We start from the raw sequence: 22,207 nt of genomic DNA, 5'->3' as shown, positions 1-22,207 counted from the left end.
ACCCGTCTCAAAGCTCGCTGAACGCTCGCTTCTCGCCACCCTCCCCAGTTGCTTCGCTCCGGGGAGGGAGAAGAACACAGCGCCTCACGTCGGCTTATACCCCACTGCGTCCATCACCTTCTGCCACTGCACCATGTCGCTGCTCAGCCGGTCGCTGAACTGCTTCGGAGTCGATGTCTCGACTTCGAGGCCCAGCTCCGCCAGCCGCTTCTTGATCTCCGGCAGCTCCAGCACCGGTCGCAGCTCATTGCCCCACGCTTCGACCAGGTTCGGTGGCGTTCCCGCCGGCGCGAAGAACGCGTACCAGCCCGACAGTTGCAGTACCGGAAAGCCAAGGCTGGCGCCGGTCGGCAGATCGGGGGCCGATGCGGTCGGCCGCGCGCCCGATGTCACCAGGATCTTCACCACGCCCTGGCGATGATGATCGATGAAATCGGTGATCGATCCGCAGCCGCCGGTGATATGCCCGCCCTGTAGGTCCGACACCAGCGGGGCCGCGCCGCGATAGGCCACGGCTTCGAGCGGGCGGCCGACCGCCTGGCCCAGCATCAGTCCGAAGAAATGCGTGCTGGAGCCCATCGCGGTGGAGCCGAACGAAGCGCGTGTCGGATTCTTCTTCAGCCACTCCACATATTCCGCCAGCGTGTTGACGCCGATGGTGGGCGACACGCAATAGACCGTCTGCAGCGTGCCCGCCATGGTGATCGGCGCCATGTCGGCCTGCGGATCGAATGGCACATTCACCATCGACAGTTTTTGCATCACGGTGGCCGAGGGCATGTAGCAAATTACGCTGCCATCGGTCGGGCTGGTCTTCAGCGTCGCGCCGGCCACGGTGCCGGACGCGCCGACCTTGTTTTCGATGACGATATTGCGCCCGGTGCGTTGCCGCAGCGGCTCGGCAATCAGTCGCGCCATGACGTCGGTGCCGCCACCAGCGGGAAAGCCGACCAGCAGCCGGATCGGTTTGTCAGGTAATGTAGTGGTTTGAGCGCGCAGCACTTGCGGTGCGAAGAGTGCGGATGCACCGAGGATCAAAGACGTTCGACGCGTAATCGCCTTGCTCATCATAGTCCTCCCTGTTGTTTTTCTTGATTGCCTTCTGCATTGCAGCAAAGGCATGCCGTCGCAGTCTTTGCTGCGATCGCCACGATGGAAGGCTAGCCAGCGAGAGGCGCGCGAACAAGCGACAACGGTGGTCGGATAGCCGCACCACCGCACTGGTCATCGTTTAAAGTGTTGGAAAATCCCGCCCAAAAAGAATGCGAGGCGCAGCCGGCATCACCACGGCTACGCCCCGCGTCGCCGGTCTTTGGGGCAGGGGGACGACCGGCTGCCTTGATGACGCCGACGCGGGCAAAGCGTTCCGCGGAGACCAAATTATTTAATGCACGGTTAAGTGATCAAGGATCGTGAACCTCAAGGCTTGACTGACGTTCTAACACCATAGCGCCACGCGCAGACGTGGGCAGGGTAAGCGTCAGAGCGAGGCTCACATGTCGAAGATGTCCAGTCTGGTTTTGGGGATAGTCAGTGGCGCGGCTATGTTCGGCGCCATTCAATACGCCTCCGGCAATGATCTCCGTAACAGCAGCCTCCGCGGCACCCTCACGGATCGCGATACCGCCATTCCCACGGCCTCCGTCACCCCCGCCGTGAACCGCACCGCCAAGGGTGATCGCGGTACCACGCCCGCGAAGCTTGATCCGGGCCAGACACTGTCCTTTCATGTCCATGGCTTGACCGATATGTCGGTGCTGCTTCGTCTGGCCGGCCCGGCGCCGGCTCCGAAAGCTCAGCAGGACAAGCCGGCGAGCACCAAGGCCATTCCGCCGATCGACATCAAGCCGCGCAAGGCGACGGTAGCCTGCGAGCCGCCGGTCAGCATGCTCACCGAAGTCGCCCGATCGCTGCAGCCGGGGCGCTGCGTCACCTGACGCCTCTCACTGCTAGTGAAATATGACGAGATCAGTCGCCGACAGCCTCATCGGGGTTGTCGGCGTTTTCGTTTTCATCGTCGTCCGAAGACGCATTGCGGTTCGCCATGTAGCCAACGGCAACCCCTACCAGTGCCAGCAATGGTACGAGCTTCTTGAGCCCGACTGCGCGGGCAACCTGAATACCCGTCGCGACCATCATCGGATCGATCAGCGGAGCGCTCGCGGCAGCCCGGGCAGCGGCGCGTGCCGCTGCGGCAGCCCGCTCACGCGCGCGCTTTTGCTTCGACACGTAAATCTGCGCGATGATGCCGGCGAGGACGAGAAAGATGCCTGCAATGGTCAGGCAAGCGGCGATGGCGCCGTAGGTTTGCAGCATGGCAATGAAGATTGCCGCGCAACCAAAGCCGATGGCGATCAAGCCGGTCAGGCCGGCGAGCATCAGCAGCGAGCTCATGCGCAGGCCTTCGCCAGTGCTGGTCTTGAGGTCATCGATATATTTTTGCAGCATCGTCGTCGCCCCGCTTTTACCGCACCATCATAAAGAAAACCGGCGGTGCCTTGCGGCGCCGCCAGTCAAATCACGCTCGAATCTCGATGCCGTGGTTAACGCCGCCAGGCCATGCCGATCAGCAGGCCCAGGCCGAGCGCCAGGCCGACGCTGGCAAGCGGGCGCTGGGTGATGGCGTCTTCCAGCGACTCCTCCATCGAATAGGCGGCGTCATAGGCCGCACTGCCGCGTTCGCGCAGATCGTCATAGACGGCGCTGCCGCGGTCTTGCAGGTCAGACATCACACCATCCGCACGCGAGCGCGCATCCTTGAAGTTGCGGCGCGCCTGCTTGGTGGCCTGGCCTGTGAAGGCGTTCAGGGCGTCGGTGATCTGTTCGGTGAGGGCGGTGACATCGTTCTTCACGGCATTAAGATCCTTCTGCAGGCGGCTGTAAGTGGCTTTGTCCGTCAGTTTCTTCAATTCGCTCAAGGCATCGTCGTCGGACATGCGAAGCTCCCCTCAGAAACACACACTGGAATTTGCAGCAGAAACGCCCGGTTGGATCGTAAGTTCCATTGTTGGTCCGGGAATACAAGTCCAAGTTATTCTTGCGGCAACTGGGGAGAATTGAGGGGCATCAAGTGCTCCTTCAGGATCAGTGCGACGATCAGGATCGGCGCCGCCAGGAAGCCGCCCATCGGGCCCCACAGCCATGTCCAGAAGGCGAGGCCGATGAACACCGCCAGCGCGTTCAGCTGCAACCTGCGGCCGATGATGGTGGGGGTGATGAAATGACCCTCCATGAAGGTGAGGCCCACGAATAGCGCTGCGGCGATCAGGCCTGCACCGAGCGTCGAGGCGCTGATGATGCCGACCACCACCAGGATCACGAACATCACCACGGGCCCGATGATCGGGAAGAAGTTCAGCGTTGCCGCCAGCGCGCCGAGGCCGGCGGGATTGGGCATGCTGGTGACGGCGCAGATGATGCCGGTGCCGATGCCGACGCCGAAATTGATCATGGTGACCATCAGCAGATAGTCGCCAAGCCGCGTCTCGATGGCATTCAGAATACGCAACGTCCGCAACCGCCATTCGTGATCGCTGAAATTCATGATCATCGCCCGGCGAAGGTCCTTCCAACTGGCAATGAACAGAACCAGCGTTGCGAAGAACAGCAGGAATTCCGTGAAGGTCGGTGTCAGGAATTCGACGGTGGGCTGCACCCAGTCGATCTTGGGAAGCTTGAACTGCGCCGTCGAAAGCGGCTCGGTATCGCCGAACAAGCCTTGGAATTGGTGCCACAGCGCCAGCGGTCTCTCGAAGATCTGCAGCTTGTCCTTCAGCCGCGCACCGAGTTCTGGCATCCGGTTGGTCCACTCGATCAGTGGTGCGGAGATCAGCCCGACGATGAAAACCGCAGCTGCGCCGACGGCAAGGACGATGAGAACCGATGACACCGCGCGTGGAATGCGTCGCTTCTCCAGAAAACTCGCCGCCGGCGACAGCATGGTGCCGACGATAAAGGCGGTGACGACAGGGAGGAAGAACGCCTTGGCGAAGTAGAGCACTGTCATCACGGTGATCACCAGCAGCGAGACCAGCGCGAAGGCGACGACCTCGGCGCGGCGGATCACCGGCGGTTGTTCGATATTGCTTTCGGGCGCGGGCGTGCCCGTGTGCTTGTCTGGAAGAGCGCGGACTTTACTCATCGGTTGTCACGGCACGCCGCCTCCATTGGCGTAGCTTTTCTGACAGCCACGCAAGGAACGGCCGACAACACAGTGCTACCTCGTAAGTTCCGTCGCGGATTCGTGATGGCGGGTTGGTTGACAATTCTTCTCGTGATCGCCCCGGCGCGGAACCGGATCGCCATACGCGCCGTTACTTGCGCGGTTATCGCGACGATGCATCGCTTCAGATGCGTCCATCCACGGGGCAGTCACATGGCACAGGAATTTGCTCGCAAGGCTCTGCGTTTCTCCAGCGCGGTCGCGTTCGCCGCTGGCGTGTTAATCGCTCCCGCAGCTGTCAGCAGCGCATCGGCGCAGATGATGAGCTACGCGCCGACATCGCAGGATGGCTTCCTGGAAGACAACATCATGGTGACCCCGGAGATGGAGCGCGACGCCGCGTCCTATGTGATGCCGGAGCGCCTGCGCCGCGCGGAAGTGAACTACACGTCCAACCAGGCGCCGGGCACCATCGTTATCGATACCGGCAACACGCAGCTATACTATATCCTCGGCAACAACCGCGCGATCCGTTACGGCGTCGGTGTCGGCCGCGAAGGTTTCACCTGGGCCGGGACCGAGACCGTCACGCGCAAGGCCGAGTGGCCGGATTGGCATCCGCCGGCAGAGATGATCCGTCGCCAGCCCTATCTGCCGCGCTTCATGGCAGGCGGACCCGGCAATCCGCTCGGTGCGCGCGCCATGTATCTCGGCTCCAGCATCTATCGCATCCACGGCACCAACGATCCCACGACGATCGGCAAGTTCGTGTCGTCCGGCTGCATCCGTCTCACCAATGACGATGTGCAGGACCTTTTCCGGCGCGTGAACGTTGGCACCAAGGTCGTGGTGCTGCCGAAGTCCGCGGCATCCCGTGAAATGGTGCGCACCGCGCCGTCGTCGCGGACCGTGATCTCGGTACAGCCTGCAAGCGCAAGAGAGCCCGGCCGGCAGGCGATGAACCTTTCTGCATCTTCGCTGTACTGAGACCTGTCGATTGTCGTTGTAGCCTGGAGGGCCGAGACCCATGACCCGTTTGTCTGGACGACGGCTCTTCGGAGCAGGGATGATCTCGTTCGCTTTGATGGCGGGAGCGTCAGCGGCGCACGCGCAGGATTTCTTCTCGGCATTCTTCGGCGGTATCGCGCGGGGTCGTATGCCTGATATTTCGATGCCGTTCGAGGATGGTCCGCGCATGCGCGCCGAGCGACCGCGCGCCGTCGGACAGGCTTATTGCGTGCGCACGTGCGACGGACGCTATTTCCCGATTTCCGCCACCGACACTCAGAGCCGCGCAACGTCGTGCAACAGCTTCTGCCCGGCCAGCAAGACCGAGGTCGTCTATGGCAGCGCCATCGATCATGCGACGACGGAAAACGGAAAAGCCTATTCCGACCTGCCGAACGCCTTCAAATTCAGAAACGAGATCGTTGCCGGCTGCACTTGCAACGGCAAGGATCAGTTCGGCCTCGCTCAGGTGAAGATCGAGGATGATCCCACCTTGCGCAAAGGCGACATCGTTGCCGGCACTGACGGCTTGAAGTCGGTCACGCGCACCGACAAACGCGGCGCGTCCTTGAACATGACGCCGGTGCCGGCGTCGATTGCCGCAAAGTTCGAGCGCGTGCCGGTGGTGGCGCGGGAGTGAGCTTTAGTTATGCATGTCGTCGCCCGGCTTGACCGGGCGATCCAGTAGACACTGGAAATCGTGATTGATCTGTTCGACAGCGTGTACTGGATCGCCCGCCTTCGCGGGCGATGACAGTTTGAGTGCGGTTTACGCCGCCCGGATCTTCCCCAAAAAGTCCGTCACCTGCGAGCCAAGCTCGCGCGTCTGCGTGGCCAGCGTTTCCGACGCCACCTTCACATCCTGCGCGGCTGCACCGGCGGCGTCGGCATCAGCACTGACACCGGTGATATTATCTGAAACGTTCCGCGTGCCATCCGCCGCCTGCTGGGTCGAGCGGGTGATTTCCTGCGTCGCCGCGCCTTGTTCTTCAACGGCCGCAGCGATCGCCGTAGCGACCTCGTTGACTTCGCCGATGATGCCGCCGATCGCCTTGATGGCCTCGATAGCGTCATTGGCGACGCGCTGGATGTCGGCGATCTGCTCGGAAATATCGTCGGTCGCCTTGGCGGTCTGGCTGGCCAGTGATTTCACTTCCGACGCGACCACGGCAAAGCCGCGGCCGGCTTCACCGGCACGCGCGGCCTCGATGGTGGCGTTGAGCGCCAGCAGGTTGGTCTGCGACGCGATGTCGTTGATCAGGCCGACCACTTCGCCGATCCGGGTCGCGCTTGCGGCGAGGCCCTGCACGGTATTGTCGGTCTGCTGGGCCTGGCTCACCGCGCGGCTCGCAATGCCGGCTGCGTGCGATGCCTGGCGGCTGATGTCGTTGATGGAGGTGCTGAGTTCTTCGGCGGCCGCAGCGACGTTCTGCACATTGGCCGAAGCGTCGTTCGATGCACGGGCCGCGTCCTGAACCCTGGCATTGGTCTGGCTGGAAACTGCTGCCATGCCATCGGATGTCGTATTCATCTGATCGGACGCGCTGCCGAGGGTGCCGAGCGTGTCCTGCATCTGCAGTTCGAACTGGCCGATATATTGTTCGATGGCCTTCTGGCGGTTGGTCGCCAGCGTGTTGCGCTCGCGTTCGTGCTGTTCGATCTGGGCCTTCTCCAGCGCCTGTTGCTTGAAGGTCTCCAGCGCGCCGGCCAGCGCACCGATCTCGTCGCGGCGATCCGTGTAGCCGGATTCGACGGCGAGATCGCCACCGGCGACCTTCAGCATGGCATCGCGAATGCGGTTCAGCGGCAGGATCACGCGACGGGTGACGGCGAGCATGCTGGCCACGGCAATTGCGATGGCGACCAGCAGCAGAGCGGTCTGAACGAACAGCGCGCGCTGTGCGATCGAGATCTGTTCAACGGCACGTTCGGTGGCGAGATCGAGCGCGCGTTCGGCGACGATCACGGCGGTGCTCATGCGTTCGACCGAATAAGGGCTCCAGGCGAGCGCGGTCATTTCCGGCTTGGTGCCATTGGCAAGGGCTTCCACAAGGCCGTCACGGAGCTTCAGCAGAGCGGGGTCGAAATAGGTCTTCTTGGCCGTTTCGAGTGCGGAGCTGAGCGACGGCGTCAGTTGCATGCCCGTGGTCGCGAGGTCGAGCGCCGTCCAGGCGACTTCCGCGCCGCCTGCCAGTTTGGCATAGGTCTTCTGGCCATCGGCGGGCAGTTTACCGTTGCCGAGCGAGGTGGTGATCAGGACCGAAGCTTCGCCGGCGGTCTGGCGCAGCAACCACGCCATCTGCTTGATGGAGAGCAGTTGATCGATCACGGCATCGCTGTGGCTGACGGCGCTGGCGAGGACTGTCGAAATCTTGTCGAGGACCGGCAGCAAAGCGTCGTTATTCGTCCCGTATTCCTTGGCGAGAGTCGGGCGACGGTCGGCCTTTGGCTTGTTCATGGCCTCCCAGGATTCCGCCTGCAGTTTCGCAAGCTCATCGACGAGGCGGGACGCCTGCGGCAGCAGCGTCGCTTTATTCTCGAAGTCGATGGTGGCCAGGATCTGGACGGACCGTTGCATCGCCGGCAGTTCGGCATCGCGGATCGCGCGCGCATATTTTGCAAAATCGGGCTGCATGACGCCGTCCGCATTCAGCGAGCGGACCGTCGATGCGCGGTCGGCACGCAGATTGTGCATGGCCTTGAAAATATAGCCGGAAGCTTCGGCAATCTGGGAGATGCGATTGGCGGTCTGCAGGCGCTGCCATGAATTCCAGGCGCCGCCTGCAAGCACGAGAACGACACAGGTCGCCATCACGGCAATCACGGACTTAAGCAGCGTCGAAACGCTCAATCGATTGATCATTGAAATATCCTTCAGCCAATGCGCCTCCGTAGCGGGAAAAGAGTAAAAATTTCTTGCAGCGCAATATGCGGCTGTTCCGCGCATGGAACCGAATGCGTGGAAGTGCGTTCTCATCTCAGGTGGTGCGCGCGAAATTCAGTCGCTCGTACGTTGTCGTCGGCTATTGCCGTCTTCAGGTGGGGGAATTCAAATGGGCATTCTCATTATTGCGTTGATCACGTTCCTTGTGGTCATTCTGATTTTGTATTTGATCAACATGCTGCCGCTCGACGGCCGGGCCAAGCAGATCTGCCGCGTCATCGTGATCATCCTCGGCGTGATCTCGCTGCTGAAATATATTGCGGTGTTTTAGACCTTCTTTTCCCTCTCCCGCTTGCGGGGAGGGTGGCGCGAAGCGCCGGGTGGGGGCCGCCACATGCTTTTGAGTTCATGGCTCCCCCACCCCGACCCTCCCCCGCAAGAGCGGGAGAGGGAGAAGTAAAAAGCCCCGGCGTGAGCCGGGGCTTTTGCTTTACTCTGTCCCTCATGGTGAGGAGGCGCGGAGCGCCGTCTCGAACCATGAGATGCTAGAGCTCCATCGCCATCCTTCGAGACGCCGCTGCGCGGCTCCTCAGGATGAGGGCGGAGCTAGCCCGCGGCCTTCGCCTCGCGGCGGCGTGCGGTGAGGATATATTCGGTGTAACCGTTCGGCTGCGTACGGCCTTCGAAGATCAAATCGCATGCGGCCTTGAACGCGACGCCATCGAATGACGGCGCCATGTTCTTGTAGATCGCGTCGCCCTTGTTCTGCCCGTCCACCACCACGGCCATGCGCTTCAGCGATTCCATCACCTGATCCTTGGTGATGACGCCCTGATGCAGCCAGTTGGCGAGATGCTGGGCGGAGATGCGCAGCGTGGCGCGGTCTTCCATCAGGCCGACGCCATGGATGTCCGGCACCTTGGAGCAGCCGACGCCCTGGTCGATCCAGCGCACGACATAGCCCAAAATACCTTGGCAGTTGTTGTCGATCTCCTGCTTCACATCATCGGGCGCCCAGTTCGACTGCGAAACCGGAATGCTGAGGATGTCGCTGAGCTTGCCGCGGGCGCCGCCCTTGGCGAGTTCCTGCTGGCGGGCGATGACATTGACCTGATGATAGTGCAGGGCATGCAGCGTCGCCGCGGTGGGCGATGGCACCCAGGCGGTGGTGGCGCCGGCCTGCGGATGGCCGATCTTCTGGGTCATCATGTCGGCCATCTTGTCCGGCGCGGCCCACATGCCCTTGCCGATCTGCGCATGGCCGGGCAGGCCGTCGAGCAGGCCGGTATCCACGTTCCACTCTTCATAGGCCTTGATCCACGGCGTCGCCTTCATGTCGTTCTTGCGGATCATCGGACCCGCTTCCATCGACGTGTGGATTTCGTCGCCGGTGCGGTCGAGGAAGCCGGTATTGATGAACATGATGCGCTTGGAGGCCTGCTGGATGCAGGCCTTGAGGTTCACCGTGGTGCGGCGCTCCTCATCCATGATGCCGACCTTCATGGTGTTCTCGGGCAGCGACAGCATCTTCTCGACGCGGCCGAACACTTCGCAGGTGAGCGCCACTTCATCCGGGCCATGCATCTTCGGCTTCACGATATAGATCGAACCGGTGCGGCTGTTGCGCACCTTGCCGTTGCCCTTGAGGTCGTGAATGCCGATCAGGCCGGACACGGCGGCATCGAGCAGACCTTCGGGGATCTCCTGGCCGGAGCTGTCGAGCACGGCATCGGTGAACATGTGATGGCCGACATTGCGCATCAGCAGCAGGCTGCGGCCATGCAGCGTCAGGTCCTTGCCCGATGCGGTCTTGTAGGTGCGGTCGGCATTGAGCGCGCGGGTCAGCGTCTTGCCGCCCTTGTCGAAGTCGGCGGACAGCGTGCCGTTCATCAGGCCGAGGGTGTTGCGATAGACCAGCACCTTGTCCTCGGCATCGACGGTGGCGACGCTGTCTTCCATGTCGAGAATGGTGGAGACGGCGGCTTCCATCAGCATGTCCGACACGCCGGCAGCATCGTCCTTGCCGATCGGCGAGGCGCGGTCGATCTGCACTTCGATATGCAGCCCGTTATTGACGAGCAGGATTGCATTTGGCGCAGCGTGATCGCCGAGATAGCCGGCGAGCTGGGCTTCGTTCTTCAGCGCGGTCATGTTGCCGCTCTTCAGCTTGGCCGAGAGCTGGCCCGACACGATGCTGTAACCGGACACATCGGTGTGGCTGCCGGTGGCGAGCGGCGCGGCGGCGTCGAGGAAGGCCTTGGCCTTCGCGATCACCTTGTCGCCGCGGGCCTTGTTGTAACCCTTGCCGGCTTCCGAGGGATCATGCGGGATCGCATCGGTGCCGTAGAAGGCGTCGTACAGGCTGCCCCAGCGCGCATTGGCGGCGTTGAGGGCATAACGGGCATTGGTCAGCGGCACGACCAGCTGCGGGCCGCAGATCTGGCCGATTTCCTCGTCCACATTGGCGGTCTCGACCGTCTTGGTGGCGGGCTCCGGCAGGAGGTAGCCGATCTCCTTGAGGAAAACGGTATAGGCGGCGAGATCGAAGGCCTTGCCCTTGTTGGCACGGTGCCAGTCGTCGATCTTGGCCTGCAGCGTGTCGCGGACCTTGAGCAATTCGCGATTCTTCGGGCCGAGATCCTTGATGATGCCGGCTACGCCGGCCCAGAACGCATCGGGCTCGATCCCCGTTTTCGGGGCGGCTTCCTTGGCGATGAAGTCGTACAGGACCGGGGCGATCTGCAGACCATGGGCGTCAATGCGTTTCATGATGCGTTTCTCTCGAGGCGCGGCAATTAAGCTCTGATTTTGGGAACGTGCAGGCGAAGACTGCCAAAAGAACGGCCGTCTGTGGGACGTTTAAGGCCCGGAGACGTTCTAGCGCCAAAGCAGGGGGCGGGAAAGCCCCGGGGGTTAGTGGCCGGGGGCGCGGCCGTGCGTATCTGGCGAGAAACGCTCCAGAACCACCTTGATCAGGATGGTGAACAGCGCGACGGCGGTCAGCACCGTCGCAGCGGCAAAGGCGCCTGCGACATTGTAGTCCTGATACAAAAGTTCAATCTGCAGCGGCAGCGTGGTGGTCTGGCCGCGGACATTACCCGATACCACCGAGACTGCACCGAATTCGCCCATGACGCGCGCATTGCACAGGATCGCGCCATAAAGCACGGCCCAGCGGACATTGGGCAGCGTCACTTTCACGAAAGTCGCAAAGCCGGAGGCGCCGAGCGTGACCGCGGCCTCTTCCTCGTCCGTTCCCTGCACCTGCATCAACGGGATCAGTTCGCGCGCGACGAAGGGCGCGGTGACGAACATCGATGCTAGCACGATGGCCGGCAGTGCGAACATCACCTTGATGCCGAGGATCTCGATGATCGGGCCGAACAGGCCGGTGGTGCCGTACACGAACAGATAGGCGACGCCAGCGACGATGGGCGAGATCGAATAGGGCAGTTCGATCAGCGCGATCAAAAGCGTGCGGCCGGGGAAATTGAACTTGGTTACGCTCCATGCGGCGGCGAGGCCGAACAGGATATTCAATGGCACGGCAATCAATGCGGCGATGACCGTGAGTAAGATCGCATGTTGCGTGCCGGGCTCGGCGAGATTGCGAAAGAACACCGCGATGCCTTGTGACAGCGCCGAGGAGAAGATCAGCGCCAGCGGCGCAATCAAAATCAGCAGCGTCAGCACCAAGACGATGCCGAGCACCACGCGGCGCACCACCGGGCCAGCGCCGACCGGCGTCACCATCCACGCGCCATTGCTGCGTTGATCCGCCATCACGCGTTCCCCTTGGTGAGGTAGCGCAAGTTCCAGGCCTGTACGGCATTGGTGATGATCAGCATGGTGAAGGCCATGGCCAGCATCACGACCGCGATCGCGGCGGCAGCTTCGTAATTGTATTCCTCAAGGCGGATGTAAGTGAGCAGCGCCACGATCTCGGTCTTCATCGGCTGGTTGCCGGCGATGAAGATGACGGCGCCGAATTCACCAAGACTGCGCGCGAAGGACAGTGAGCAGCCGGCGAGGAAGGCCGGGAAGATCGCCGGGAAAATCACGCGCCACAGAATCTGCAGATCGCTGGCGCCGAGCGAGCGGCCGGCTTCTTCAACGTCGGTGCCGAGATCCTCGATCACCGGCTGCACCGTGCGCACCACGAAGGGAATGCTGGTGAAGGCCATCGCAATCGCAATGCCGAGCGGTGTGTAGGCGACCTTGATGCCCATGCTTTCGAGCGGCCCGCCGAACCAGCCGTTCTTCGACAGCAGCGCCGTCAACGCCAGGCCGGCGACAGCCGTGGGGAGCGCGAAGGGGACATCGACCAGCGCATCGAGAATGCGCTTGCCGGGGAATTGATAGCGCGCCAGCACCCAGGCCAGCAGCAAGCCATAGACCGCGTTGAACGCGGTGGCGGCAGCGGCCATGGTGACAGTGACACGAATGGCGGAGAGCGTGCGCGGCGACGACAGGATGCCCCAGAGCTGCGTCAGGCCGACATCGGACGCCTTCAAGATCAGCGCACACAGCGGCAGCAGCACGATCACGCCGAGATAGAGCAGCGTGATGCCGAGCGAGAGCCTGAAACCTGGAATGACGCTACGTCGCAAGGGGTGGTCCGTAAGTGAAGCGGTATGGGCGCTTCATAGACGATCTGTAGGGAAATGGAATGTGGGGTTCTTCACCCTCCCCTGCAGGGGGAGGGTCGCTCGCGTAGCGAGCGGGGTGGGGTGGCGCCGCCGTGTCATTCACTGCCCCACCCCGTCGCTCACCGCGCTGCGCGCGTTGATCGCCGACCCTCCCCCTGCAGGGGAGGGTAAGCAAGAAACCGCCTCACTTCCCGCCGAACAACTGATCCAGCTTCGCGCCAGGATTCAGGTGCTCCGCATTCAGCTTGTCCCAGCCGCCGAATTCGTCCTCGACGCGGTAGAGTTTCACGTCCGGGAACTTGTCCTTGTTCTTCGCCATGATGTCCTTGTCGACAACGCGGTTGTAGCCCTTGACCTCGATGGCCTGGCCTTCCGGCGAATACAGGAATTCGAGATAGGCGGTGGCGAGCGCCTTGGTGCCGTGCTTGTCGGCATATTTATCGACGACAGTCACCGGGAATTCGGCCAGCACGCTGGTCGGTGGCACCACCGATTCCACCTTGTCCTTGCCGACGAGGTCGCGGATCGATGCGGTCTCGGCCTCGAAAGTGATCAGCACGTCGCCGGTGCCGCGCTCCACGAAGGTGGTGGTCGCCGCGCGGCCGCCGGTGTCGAACACCGGGACGTTTGCGAACAGCTTCTTGATGAACTCGTCAGCCTTCTCGGCGTTGCCATATTTGTTCTTCGCGAAGGCATAGGCGGCGAGATAGGTATAGCGCGCATTGCCCGAGGTCTTCGGGTTCGGGAAGATCACCTGCACGCCCGGCTTCACCAGGTCGTCCCAATCCTTGATGCCCTTCGGATTGCCGGCGCGCACGAGGAAGGCCGGCAGCGAATAATAGGGCGAGGAATTGTTCGGCAGGCGCGAGGCCCAATCCTTCGGGATCAGCTTGCCGCGATCATACAGCACCTGCACGTCGGTCACCTGATTGAAGGTGACGACGTCGGCCTCGAGGCCTTCGAGGATCGAGCGCGCCTGGCGCGACGAGCCGTTATGCGACTGGTTGATGGTGATGTCCTGCCCGGTCTTCGCCTTCCACTGCTTCAGGAAAGCGGCATTGAGCTCCACATAAAGCTCGCGCGCGATGTCATAGGAGACATTGAGCAGCGTTGTGGGCGTCTGGGCCTGGGCGGGCGCGGTGGCGCCGACGGCGAGAAGGCCGAGGCCGGCAGCGAAAGTGGTCAGAAGGCGGTTCACGGGAAGTCCCCTGCGTTGGTCGGGTCGATGAGGAAAAAGCGGCGGGCTGATCGGGCTGGCTGCGGCGTTTTGCCTTGAGAACGGTCCGGAAATTGCTCCGCAACGAAACCGAGTAGCTGCGCGTTTTTTGGCAACGGGCTGGCTGCATCGTGATTGAGGAGAAGAACCATCTCTGGCGCGTGGTGTTCGAAGCTAAAAGATTCTACGGTTAGAACGGTTCGAAGAAGAAATAATCTTCTCTTTACGTCGTGTATTCGAGAGATATATAGAAAATAATTCCAGTCAACCCGAAAGTTTCGGGCATCGGAGTGTGCATGCGCTTTCTGCCTGTCTTCCTCGACTTGCAGGCCGGACCGATCCTTCTGATCGGCGCCGGAGAACTCGTGCGCGCAAAATTGCGCCTGTTGCTGGCCGCCAATGCACGCATCCGTTGGCACGCGATCGATGGCGATCGCGAGCTCGCCGGTCTCGATCCTGTGGCTGCCGATGCGATCGAGTTTGCCGAAGGCAATCCGCTCGCTGCCGATCTCCATGGCGTCATCGCCGTGATGTGCGCAGGCGCCGGCGATCTCGGGCCGATGATGGCGCTGCGCGCGAAAGCCGTGGGGCTGCCTGTCAATGTGATGGACGATCTCGACAACTCCACCTTCATCTTCCCGGCCATCGTCGATCGCGGCGATGTGGTCGTGGCGGTCGGCACCGGCGGCACGTCGCCGGTGGTGGCGCGCCGCGTACGCGAAATGATCGAAGGCGTGCTCCCGGCGCGGATCGGCGATCTCGCAAGCTTCATCGGGCGCTGGCGCAAGTCGATCAATGCGAGGATCAGCGAAGCGCCGCTGCGCCGCCGCTTCTGGGAGCGCGTCGTCGATGGCGACATCGGCGCAAAGATTCTTGCGGGGCGCGGCAGCGAGGCCGAGCAGGCGCTTGGCGCGATCACGGATCTTCCGGCTTTCGCCGGAGCCTCGCATGAGGGCGCGGCGAAGGGCCATGTGACGCTGGTCGGCGCCGGTCCCGGCGATCCCGACCTGCTCACCATCAAGGCGCTGCGCGCGCTGCAGGATGCTGATGTCGTCTTCTATGACGAGCTGGTATCGCCGGAGATTCTCGACCGCATTCGTCGCGATGCGTCGCGCGTGCCGGTTGGCCGTCGCATCGGCAAGCCCGGCATCGGGCAGGATGCCACCAACAGACTGCTGGTCGAAGCCGCGAAAGCTGGCCAGCGCGCGGTGCGCCTGAAGGGCGGCGATCCCTTTATCTTCGGCCGTGGCGGCGAGGAGATCGAAGTGCTGCGCGCCGCCGGCGTGTCCTATTCGATCATTCCCGGCATCACTGCTGGCCTTGGCGCGGCCGCGATGTTCGAGGCGCCACTGACCTATCGCGGCGAGGCGCTGCGCATCACCTTCCTGACGGCGCATAAGGAGAAGGACGCCGGCGCCGTCGACTGGTCCGTGCTCACCGACGCGAAGATGACCATCGTCGTCTATATGGGCATGACCGCCGCGCCTGCGATCCGCGAAGGCCTCATCGCCGCTGGGCGCCTGCCGCAAACGCCGGTGGGCGTATTTGCGCGTGTGACGCGGCCCGACGCACAGGCCGCTGTCGGCACGCTCGAAAACCTCCCGGCGCTGGTCGCGCAGATCACCGGCGGTCCCGCGATCCTCATCATCGGCGATGTCGTGGCGCATTCCGCGCCCTGGCGTGCCGCCAACATCAACAAACTCGTCTCCGACATTTTGGTAGCTGCCGAATGACCTCTCCGCTGCAACAGAAAATCAAGATCACCGGCCCTTCGGTGGTGACCGCCAACCGCACCTGGGATGGCATCGTGGTCTATCGCGATGGCAAGCGAGGCTGGACGCCGGATCTTGCTGATGCGGCCATCGTGCGCACAGCCGATGATGCACGCGCGCTGCTGGCCGAATCCGCTGCCGATGATGTCGTCGCCATCGGTCCCTATATCGCCCCGGTCATCGTCAAGGACGATGGCGCCATCGAGCCCGGCAATCTGCGCGAGCGCATCCGCCGCAAGGGCGTCACCATCGATCTGCCGATCCCGGCCTGAGCTGAATCGCCAAGGTTATCGTCATGTATGCTTACGATGAAATGGACCGCACGCTGGTCAACGAACGCGTTTCCGAATTTCGCGATCAGGTGAAGCGCCGCCTGTCCGGCGAGCTCACCGAAGACGAATTCAAGATGCTGCGCCTGATGAACGGCGTTTATCTGCAGCTGCACGCCTATATGCTACGCGTCGCCATTCCCTATGGCACGCTGTCGGCGCCGCAATTGCGCAAGATGGCGCATGTGGCCCGCAAATATGACCGTGGCTATGGCCACTTCACCACGCGGCAGAATATCCAGTTCAACTGGATCAAGCTGTCCGACCTGCCCGATGCGCTGGAAGACCTTGCCTCTGTCGGCATTCATGCGATGCAGACCTCGGGCAATTGCGTGCGCAATGTCACCACCGATCAATGGGCCGGCGTCGCGCCGGGCGAGGTGGAGGATCCGCGGATCTGGGCCGAATTGCTGCGGCAATATTCGACCATGCATCCGGAATTCACGTATCTCCCGCGCAAGTTCAAGATCGCCATCACCGCGTCGGATCACGACCGCGCGGCGATCAAGGTGCATGATATCGGCCTGCGCATCCTGAATAACGAAGCGGGAGAAACCGGCTTCGAAGTGCTGGTCGGTGGTGGTCTCGGCCGTACACCGTTCATCGGCAAGGTCATCAAGCCGTTCGTCCACGGCCGCGACATCCTCAGCTATGTCGAGTCGATCCTGCGCGTCTATAATCAGTATGGCCGCCGCGACAACATCTACAAGGCGCGCATCAAGATCCTCGTCCATGAACTGGGGATCGAGAAATTCGCTGCGGAGGTGGAGGAGGAATGGCAGGTGACGCGCGAGAGCGCGCTGCAGCTCGACGATGAAGTCGTTGCCGATATCCGCGCGCGCTTCCGTTATCCCGGCTATGAGGCGCTTTCGGACACGCCGGATGAATTGACGGCGGCCTCGGCCGATCCGCAATTCACCCGTTGGCTCAAGAACTCCGTCGCGGCGCATCAGCAGAAGGGCTATGCCATCGTCACGTTGTCGCTGAAGCCGATCGGCGGCCCGCCCGGCGATGCCACGGCCGAGCAGATGGACGCCATCGCCGATCTCGCCGAGAAGTATTCATTCGGTGAAATCCGTGTCGGCCACGAGCAGAACCTGGCGCTGCCGAATGTCGCTAAGCGTGATCTGCCGGCGCTGTGGCGGCAGCTCGACAAGCTCGGCCTCGCCACCCCGAACGTCAATCTGATAACCGACATCATCGCATGCCCCGGTCTCGATTATTGCTCGCTGGCGAATGCGCGTGCGATCCCGATCGCGCAGGAACTGACGCGCCGGTTTGCCAATCATGATCTCGCGGACATGATCGGCCGGCTGCACATCAACATCTCCGGCTGCATCAATGCCTGCGGCCATCACCATGTCGGCCATATCGGCATTCTCGGTGTCGAGAAGAATGGCGAGGAATTCTACCAGATCACCATCGGCGGCCGCGCCGACGAAGGCGCTGTGGTCGGCACGCTGATCGGCCCTGCGGTGCCTTACGATGACGTCGCCAATGTCATCGAGGACATCGTCGAATCCTATCTGGCGCTGCGGGCGCGGCCGGATGAGTTGTTTGTCCAGACCGTCGAACGTCTCGGCGTCGAGCCGTTCAAGGAGCGTGTTTATGCCACTCGTTAAGAAGGGCGCGATCGCGGCAGATGCCTATCTGCATGTCGGCGATGACGCCGAGATCCCGGTGGATGGCGCGGCGCTGATTCCCGCGGCGCGTTTCCTCGCCAATGCCGAGGCGCTTGCAAAGCGCAACGGTCCGACTGGCGTGATCTGGCCGAACAATCGCGATCTCGATGATTTGGTGCCGTATCTCGATGGCCTCTCGGTGGTGGCGCTGGTATTTCCGACCTTTCGCGATGGTCGCGCCTATAGCCAGGCGCGCCTCTTGCGCGAGCGCTACGGCTACAAAGGGGAATTGCGTGCGACGGGGCAGGTTCTCCGCGATCAGTTCGTGCTGATGCTGCGCGCGGGCTTCGATAGTTTCGAAGTCAAGAAGCAGGCCGATGCCGAAGCGTTTGCAGCAACCGTGAAGCGTTACACGGTGTTCTATCAGCCCACCGGCGATGGCCGCATCACGGCGCTGCATCGGCGCATGCAGGCGCGCCACTGTGCCAATGCGGGATAGAGAAGATGTCGCATCCACGGGAGTGATCTCCCGTGGCAGATTGCGGTCGTCATCCCTTGATCATTGAAATCTGGTTTCGTTGACTTCGAGGTTCAACTTTCAGAGGTTTGCAGCGTTGCCTGATGGCGCTGTTGCCGTCGGCCCGCTATTTGTTGGACGTCTTGGGAGGTCTCAATGATCCGCCGCTTCGCTCTTGTCCTCGCATCGACGCTGATTGCCGGCTCTGCTTATGCCGCCGACGTCTCGCTTCTCAACGTGTCCTACGATCCGACGCGTGAACTCTATGTCGATTTCAACAAGGCCTTTGCTGCGGCCTATCAGAAGGAAACCGGCAAGAGCATCGAGATCAAGCAGTCCCATGGCGGCTCCGGCTCGCAGGCGCGCTCGGTGATCGACGGATTGCAGGCCGATGTGGTGACGCTGGCGCTGGCCTATGACATCGACGCGATTGCAGGCAAGAAACTGGTCGCCGAGGACTGGCAGAAAAAGCTGCCGCAGAACGCCGCGCCTTACACCTCGACCATCGTATTCCTCGTGCGCAAGGGAAACCCGAAAGCCATCAAGGATTGGGACGACCTCCTGAAAAAAGGGGTCAGCGTGATCACGCCGAACCCGAAGACGTCGGGTGGCGCGCGCTGGAATTATCTCGCCGCCTGGGGCTATGCATTGAAGAAATTCGGCGATGAGGACAAGGCCAAGAAATTTGTCGGTGATATTTATCAAAACGTGCCGGTGCTCGACACCGGTGCGCGTGGCTCCACCGTCACCTTCGTCGAGCGTGGCGTCGGTGACGTGCTGCTGGCCTGGGAGAACGAGGCGTTCCTGGCGCAGAAGGAGTTCGGCAAGGACAAGTTCGAGATCGTGGCGCCGCCGCAGTCCATCCTTGCCGAGCCGCCCCTTGCCATCGTGGACACCGTGGTCGAGAAAAAGGGCACCCGCGCCGCTGCCGAGGCTTACCTGAAATACTGGTACACCAAGGAAGGTCAGGAAATCGCGGCCCGTAATTCCTACCGCCCGCGTGATGCCGAAATTGCCAAGAAATACGAAAATTCCTTTGCTAAGGTGGAACTGTTCACCATCGACGATGTTTTCGGTGGTTGGACCAAAGCGCAGAAGGTCCATTTTAGTGAAGGTGGCGTGTTCGATCAGATCTATAAGAATTGATCTAGATCCGATCGCACGCATGCAGGGGGCGGTGTGAGCGCAGCTATTCGTCGACGCACGCTGCCGGGATTCGGGCTCACCATGGGCCTGACCCTGACGTGGCTCTCCATCATCGTGCTGATCCCCCTGGCCGGGCTGGTGCTCAAGACGTTCGAACTCTCGCTCGATCAGTTCTGGGGTATCATCACCAGCCGGCGGACATTGAACGCATTGAAGACGTCGTTCGGCCTCGCTTTCCTCGCTGCGATCGTCAATCTGATCGCGGGCATGGTGATTGTGTGGGCGTTGACGCGCTATCGCTTTCCCGGCCGCCGCATCTTCGATGCCATCGTGGATATTCCATTTGCATTGCCGACCGCGGTGGCCGGTGTCGCGCTGACGTCGCTGTTCGCGCAAAAGGGCTGGCTCGGCGCGCCGCTCGCCGAACTCGGCATCAAGGTCGCTTTCACGCCCATCGGCATCTTCGTCGCCATGGTGTTCATCGGCATTCCCTTCGTGGTGCGCACGGTGCAGCCGGTGCTGCAGGATATCGACAAGGAGATCGAGGAAGTCGCCACCTGCCTCGGCGCAAGTCGCTGGCAGACCATCTGGCGCGTGATCCTGCCGAGCCTGTTCCCGGCCATGCTCACCGGCTTCGCGCTCGCTTTCGCGCGTGCGGTCGGTGAATATGGTTCGGTGATCTTCATCGCTGGCAACCTGCCGAATATTTCGGAGATCGCCCCGCTCCTGATCGTGATCCGCCTGTCCGAATTCCGCTATGCCGATGCCACGGCGATTGCCGTGGTGATGCTGCTGGCGTCTTTCCTGGTGATCTTTGCCATCAATCGCATCCAGCGGTGGTCGCAAAGTCGCGTGGTGCAGTCGTAGCGCATCATGTCCAGCTTGCCCCCATCATCCCCGCTGCAACCCGCGCGCAGCCCGACGCTGACCGAACCGCGCTGGATTCGCGCGGTCATCATTGCGCTGGCGATCCTGTTCCTCACCGTGCTGATCGTGCTGCCGCTGGTGCTCGTCTTCAGCCAGGCATTTTCACGCGGCTTTGAAGCTTATCTGCGCGCGCTCATCGATCCCGAAGCGCAGGCCGCCATCCGGCTGACGCTGCTGATCGCTGCGATTTCCGTCAGTCTCAATCTCGTCTTCGGCCTGATCGCAGCCTGGGCCATCGCCAAATTTGAATTCCCCGGCAAGACGATCCTGATCTCGCTGGTGGATCTGCCATTCTCGGTCTCGCCGGTGATCTCCGGTCTTGTCTTCGTGCTGCTGTTCGGCGGGCAGGGCTATTTCGGGCCGTGGCTGCAAAGCCATGGCATCCAGATCCTGTTCGCAGTGCCCGGCATCGTGCTGGCGACGACCTTCGTCACCTTCCCCTTCGTGGTGCGCGCGCTGATCCCGCTGATGCAGGAACAAGGCACCTCCGAAGAGGAGGCAGCAGTCTCGCTCGGCGCGTCCGGTCTCAAGACCTTCTTCCGCGTCACGTTGCCGAACATCAAATGGGGCGTGCTCTATGGCGTCCTGCTGTGCAATGCGCGTGCGATGGGCGAATTCGGTGCGGTGGCGGTGGTATCCGGCCATATCCGCGGCGAAACCAACACCATGCCGTTGCTGGTGGAAATCCTTTATAACGAGTATCAGTTCATGGCTGCGTTCGCGGTCGCATCGCTGCTCGCCATGCTGGCGCTGATCACGCTGGCGGCGAAGGCGATCCTCGAACGGCATCTGGATCAAGGACCTCAGCGTGACCATTGAAGTCAAAAATATCGTCAAGCAGTTCGGCAGCTTCAAAGCGCTCGATGGCGTCGATCTGAAAGTCGCCGATGGCGAATTGCTGGCGCTGCTCGGGCCATCCGGCTCGGGCAAGACGACCCTGCTGCGGATCATTGCGGGCCTCGACTGGCCCGATGCCGGTGAAGTGAAATTCGATGGGCAGGATGCGCTCACGCGCGGCGCCGGCGAGCGCAATGTCGGCTTCGTGTTCCAGCATTATGCGCTGTTCCGCCATATGAGCGTCTTCGAGAACGTGGCCTTCGGCCTGCGCGTTCAACCGCGAAAAATCCGCAAGACCGAAGCGCAGATCCGCGCGCGGGTGAAGGAGCTGCTTGATCTCGTCCAGCTCGACTGGCTTGCCGATCGCTATCCAAGCCAGCTCTCCGGCGGCCAGCGCCAGCGCATCGCGCTGGCCCGTGCGCTCGCCATCGAGCCGCGCATCCTCTTGCTCGACGAACCCTTCGGCGCACTCGATGCAAAGGTGCGCAAGGAGCTGCGCCAGTGGCTGCGCACGCTGCATGAGGAGATTCACGTCACCTCGATCTTCGTCACGCATGACCAGGAAGAAGCGCTTGAAGTCGCCAACCGCATCGTCGTGATGGACAAAGGCAAGATCGAACAGATCGGCACCCCCGGCGACGTCTATGACAATCCTGCCTCGGCCTTCGTGCACTCCTTCATTGGCGAGTCCATCGTGCTGCCGGTGGATGTGCGGGAAGGGCAAGTGAAGCTCGGCGCGCGCGCATTGAATATCGATGCCGGCAGCGCCGTCGGCCCCTCAAAACTGTTCGTGCGTCGTCACGACATGCATGTCGGTGCCGTCGGCGAGGGGGCCCTTGAAGGCACCGTACGCCGTGTCCGCACCTTCGGTCCGATCCAGCGTGCCGATATCGCGCTCAACGGCGATGACACGCTGGTCGAGATCGACGCCCCGCGCGACCGTCCGCTGACCACCGGCGATGCAGTCAGCCTGCAGCCGCGGCGGTATCGGATTTTTGCCGGGCAGTAAGAGCCCGGTTCCGCGCAGAACGCTCAACTTGTCATCCTCCGCGAAAGCGGAGGATCCAGTAGACAATGGCCGTCGGGATGCACACTGGCGTTGCCGTATACTAGGTCACCCGATCAAGTCGGGTGACGA

The 22,207-nt window shown here is 62.1% G+C and carries 21 protein-coding genes; 12 read left to right on the top strand and 9 right to left on the bottom strand.

Annotated elements, in window-relative coordinates:
- Nucleotides 1-84: 84 nt before the first annotated feature.
- Nucleotides 85-1,068: a tripartite tricarboxylate transporter substrate-binding protein gene (locus tag RPMA_RS23490; protein ID WP_211910070.1), complete on the bottom strand. Its 984-nt coding sequence runs from the start codon at nucleotides 1,066-1,068 to the stop codon at nucleotides 85-87.
- Between the two features lie 428 nt (nucleotides 1,069-1,496).
- Between RPMA_RS23490 and RPMA_RS23485 the strand changes: the two genes are divergently transcribed.
- Entirely contained in the window at nucleotides 1,497-1,937 is a 441-nt protein-coding gene (locus RPMA_RS23485; protein WP_211910069.1) for a hypothetical protein, read from the top strand.
- A gap of 31 nt (nucleotides 1,938-1,968) precedes the next feature.
- Here RPMA_RS23485 and RPMA_RS23480 read toward each other — a convergent pair whose 3' ends face one another.
- The 3 genes from RPMA_RS23480 to RPMA_RS23470 form a co-directional block, all read right to left on the bottom strand.
- Nucleotides 1,969-2,394 (bottom strand): hypothetical protein, encoded by a 426-nt coding sequence (locus RPMA_RS23480; protein WP_249225372.1) that lies wholly within the window; start codon nucleotides 2,392-2,394, stop codon nucleotides 1,969-1,971.
- A 149-nt stretch (nucleotides 2,395-2,543) separates the two neighbouring features.
- Nucleotides 2,544-2,936 (bottom strand): DUF883 family protein, encoded by a 393-nt coding sequence (locus tag RPMA_RS23475; protein ID WP_211910067.1) that lies wholly within the window; start codon nucleotides 2,934-2,936, stop codon nucleotides 2,544-2,546.
- A 95-nt stretch (nucleotides 2,937-3,031) separates the two neighbouring features.
- Complete coding sequence (locus RPMA_RS23470; protein WP_211910066.1) at nucleotides 3,032-4,141, bottom strand: AI-2E family transporter; 1,110 nt, start codon at nucleotides 4,139-4,141, stop codon at nucleotides 3,032-3,034.
- Nucleotides 4,142-4,375: 234 nt separating this feature from the next.
- Here RPMA_RS23470 and RPMA_RS23465 point away from each other — a divergent pair, with 234 nt between their 5' ends.
- Nucleotides 4,376-5,149, top strand: a complete 774-nt coding sequence (locus tag RPMA_RS23465; protein WP_211910065.1) for a L,D-transpeptidase — start codon at nucleotides 4,376-4,378, stop codon at nucleotides 5,147-5,149.
- A gap of 79 nt (nucleotides 5,150-5,228) precedes the next feature.
- Nucleotides 5,229-5,810, top strand: coding sequence for a DUF2865 domain-containing protein (locus RPMA_RS23460; protein ID WP_249225370.1), 582 nt, complete (start codon nucleotides 5,229-5,231; stop codon nucleotides 5,808-5,810).
- 129 nt (nucleotides 5,811-5,939) lie between these two features.
- Here RPMA_RS23460 and RPMA_RS23455 read toward each other — a convergent pair whose 3' ends face one another.
- Nucleotides 5,940-8,033, bottom strand: a complete 2,094-nt coding sequence (locus tag RPMA_RS23455) for a methyl-accepting chemotaxis protein (protein WP_211910063.1) — start codon at nucleotides 8,031-8,033, stop codon at nucleotides 5,940-5,942.
- Between the two features lie 190 nt (nucleotides 8,034-8,223).
- Between RPMA_RS23455 and RPMA_RS23450 the strand changes: the two genes are divergently transcribed.
- Nucleotides 8,224-8,385, top strand: a complete 162-nt coding sequence (locus RPMA_RS23450; protein ID WP_211910062.1) for a Thivi_2564 family membrane protein — start codon at nucleotides 8,224-8,226, stop codon at nucleotides 8,383-8,385.
- A 275-nt stretch (nucleotides 8,386-8,660) separates the two neighbouring features.
- On the opposite strand, the gene RPMA_RS23445 is transcribed toward RPMA_RS23450, so the two are convergent.
- From RPMA_RS23445 to cysP, 4 genes are all read right to left on the bottom strand, one after another.
- A complete protein-coding gene (locus RPMA_RS23445; RefSeq protein WP_211910061.1) occupies nucleotides 8,661-10,823 on the bottom strand; it encodes a malate synthase G in 2,163 nt (720 codons plus the stop codon).
- A 144-nt stretch (nucleotides 10,824-10,967) separates the two neighbouring features.
- On the bottom strand, nucleotides 10,968-11,837 hold the full coding sequence (gene cysW / locus RPMA_RS23440; RefSeq protein WP_211910060.1) for a sulfate ABC transporter permease subunit CysW: 870 nt from the start codon (nucleotides 11,835-11,837) through the stop codon (nucleotides 10,968-10,970).
- Nucleotides 11,837-12,664, bottom strand: coding sequence for a sulfate ABC transporter permease subunit CysT (gene cysT / locus RPMA_RS23435; protein ID WP_211910059.1), 828 nt, complete (start codon nucleotides 12,662-12,664; stop codon nucleotides 11,837-11,839). The genes cysW (RPMA_RS23440) and cysT (RPMA_RS23435) overlap by 1 nt, the downstream gene beginning before the upstream one ends.
- 223 nt (nucleotides 12,665-12,887) lie before the next feature.
- Complete coding sequence (gene cysP, locus RPMA_RS23430) at nucleotides 12,888-13,901, bottom strand: thiosulfate ABC transporter substrate-binding protein CysP (protein WP_408056463.1); 1,014 nt, start codon at nucleotides 13,899-13,901, stop codon at nucleotides 12,888-12,890.
- A gap of 314 nt (nucleotides 13,902-14,215) precedes the next feature.
- Here cysP and cysG point away from each other — a divergent pair, with 314 nt between their 5' ends.
- From cysG to RPMA_RS23390, 8 genes are all read left to right on the top strand, one after another.
- Nucleotides 14,216-15,652, top strand: coding sequence for a siroheme synthase CysG (cysG, locus tag RPMA_RS23425; protein WP_211910058.1), 1,437 nt, complete (start codon nucleotides 14,216-14,218; stop codon nucleotides 15,650-15,652).
- Nucleotides 15,649-15,963 (top strand): DUF2849 domain-containing protein, encoded by a 315-nt coding sequence (locus RPMA_RS23420; protein WP_211910057.1) that lies wholly within the window; start codon nucleotides 15,649-15,651, stop codon nucleotides 15,961-15,963. Before cysG ends, RPMA_RS23420 begins: the two co-directional genes overlap by 4 nt.
- A gap of 23 nt (nucleotides 15,964-15,986) precedes the next feature.
- Complete coding sequence (locus RPMA_RS23415) at nucleotides 15,987-17,642, top strand: nitrite/sulfite reductase (protein ID WP_211910056.1); 1,656 nt, start codon at nucleotides 15,987-15,989, stop codon at nucleotides 17,640-17,642.
- The gene (locus RPMA_RS23410) at nucleotides 17,629-18,141 is read left to right on the top strand and encodes a DUF934 domain-containing protein (protein WP_211910055.1); all 513 of its coding nucleotides are present in this window, start codon (nucleotides 17,629-17,631) and stop codon (nucleotides 18,139-18,141) included. Before RPMA_RS23415 ends, RPMA_RS23410 begins: the two co-directional genes overlap by 14 nt.
- Before the next feature lie 174 nt (nucleotides 18,142-18,315).
- Nucleotides 18,316-19,305, top strand: coding sequence for a sulfate ABC transporter substrate-binding protein (locus RPMA_RS23405; RefSeq protein WP_211910054.1), 990 nt, complete (start codon nucleotides 18,316-18,318; stop codon nucleotides 19,303-19,305).
- An 81-nt stretch (nucleotides 19,306-19,386) separates the two neighbouring features.
- Nucleotides 19,387-20,172, top strand: coding sequence for a sulfate ABC transporter permease subunit CysT (gene cysT, locus RPMA_RS23400; RefSeq protein WP_408056564.1), 786 nt, complete (start codon nucleotides 19,387-19,389; stop codon nucleotides 20,170-20,172).
- 6 nt (nucleotides 20,173-20,178) lie between these two features.
- Nucleotides 20,179-21,051, top strand: a complete 873-nt coding sequence (gene cysW / locus RPMA_RS23395; RefSeq protein WP_211910052.1) for a sulfate ABC transporter permease subunit CysW — start codon at nucleotides 20,179-20,181, stop codon at nucleotides 21,049-21,051.
- Nucleotides 21,041-22,078, top strand: coding sequence for a sulfate/molybdate ABC transporter ATP-binding protein (locus RPMA_RS23390; RefSeq protein WP_211910051.1), 1,038 nt, complete (start codon nucleotides 21,041-21,043; stop codon nucleotides 22,076-22,078). Before cysW (RPMA_RS23395) ends, RPMA_RS23390 begins: the two co-directional genes overlap by 11 nt.
- The last annotated feature ends 129 nt before the right edge of the window (nucleotides 22,079-22,207 follow it).

It is taken from the genome of Tardiphaga alba (assembly GCF_018279705.1).
In the GTDB taxonomy this organism is placed as follows: domain Bacteria; phylum Pseudomonadota; class Alphaproteobacteria; order Rhizobiales; family Xanthobacteraceae; genus Tardiphaga; species Tardiphaga alba.
Note: the sequence above shows the minus strand (reverse complement) of the source record. Positions and strands in the feature narration are given on the sequence as shown.

What these genes read in the sequence shown, in the direction of transcription:
- RPMA_RS23490 (WP_211910070.1), bottom strand. Translation starts at nt 1,068, where the DNA reads ATGAGCAAGGCGATTACGCGTCGAACGTCTTTGATCCTCGGTGCATCC.
- RPMA_RS23485 (WP_211910069.1), top strand. Translation starts at nt 1,497, where the DNA reads ATGTCGAAGATGTCCAGTCTGGTTTTGGGGATAGTCAGTGGCGCGGCT.
- RPMA_RS23480 (WP_249225372.1), bottom strand. Translation starts at nt 2,394, where the DNA reads ATGAGCTCGCTGCTGATGCTCGCCGGCCTGACCGGCTTGATCGCCATC.
- RPMA_RS23475 (WP_211910067.1), bottom strand. Translation starts at nt 2,936, where the DNA reads ATGTCCGACGACGATGCCTTGAGCGAATTGAAGAAACTGACGGACAAA.
- RPMA_RS23470 (WP_211910066.1), bottom strand. Translation starts at nt 4,141, where the DNA reads ATGAGTAAAGTCCGCGCTCTTCCAGACAAGCACACGGGCACGCCCGCG.
- RPMA_RS23465 (WP_211910065.1), top strand. Translation starts at nt 4,376, where the DNA reads ATGGCACAGGAATTTGCTCGCAAGGCTCTGCGTTTCTCCAGCGCGGTC.
- RPMA_RS23460 (WP_249225370.1), top strand. Translation starts at nt 5,229, where the DNA reads ATGATCTCGTTCGCTTTGATGGCGGGAGCGTCAGCGGCGCACGCGCAG.
- RPMA_RS23455 (WP_211910063.1), bottom strand. Translation starts at nt 8,033, where the DNA reads ATGATCAATCGATTGAGCGTTTCGACGCTGCTTAAGTCCGTGATTGCC.
- RPMA_RS23450 (WP_211910062.1), top strand. Translation starts at nt 8,224, where the DNA reads ATGGGCATTCTCATTATTGCGTTGATCACGTTCCTTGTGGTCATTCTG.
- RPMA_RS23445 (WP_211910061.1), bottom strand. Translation starts at nt 10,823, where the DNA reads ATGAAACGCATTGACGCCCATGGTCTGCAGATCGCCCCGGTCCTGTAC.
- cysW (WP_211910060.1), bottom strand. Translation starts at nt 11,837, where the DNA reads ATGGCGGATCAACGCAGCAATGGCGCGTGGATGGTGACGCCGGTCGGC.
- cysG (WP_211910058.1), top strand. Translation starts at nt 14,216, where the DNA reads ATGCGCTTTCTGCCTGTCTTCCTCGACTTGCAGGCCGGACCGATCCTT.
- RPMA_RS23420 (WP_211910057.1), top strand. Translation starts at nt 15,649, where the DNA reads ATGACCTCTCCGCTGCAACAGAAAATCAAGATCACCGGCCCTTCGGTG.
- RPMA_RS23415 (WP_211910056.1), top strand. Translation starts at nt 15,987, where the DNA reads ATGTATGCTTACGATGAAATGGACCGCACGCTGGTCAACGAACGCGTT.
- RPMA_RS23410 (WP_211910055.1), top strand. Translation starts at nt 17,629, where the DNA reads ATGCCACTCGTTAAGAAGGGCGCGATCGCGGCAGATGCCTATCTGCAT.
- RPMA_RS23405 (WP_211910054.1), top strand. Translation starts at nt 18,316, where the DNA reads ATGATCCGCCGCTTCGCTCTTGTCCTCGCATCGACGCTGATTGCCGGC.
- cysT (WP_408056564.1), top strand. Translation starts at nt 19,387, where the DNA reads ATGGGCCTGACCCTGACGTGGCTCTCCATCATCGTGCTGATCCCCCTG.
- cysW (WP_211910052.1), top strand. Translation starts at nt 20,179, where the DNA reads ATGTCCAGCTTGCCCCCATCATCCCCGCTGCAACCCGCGCGCAGCCCG.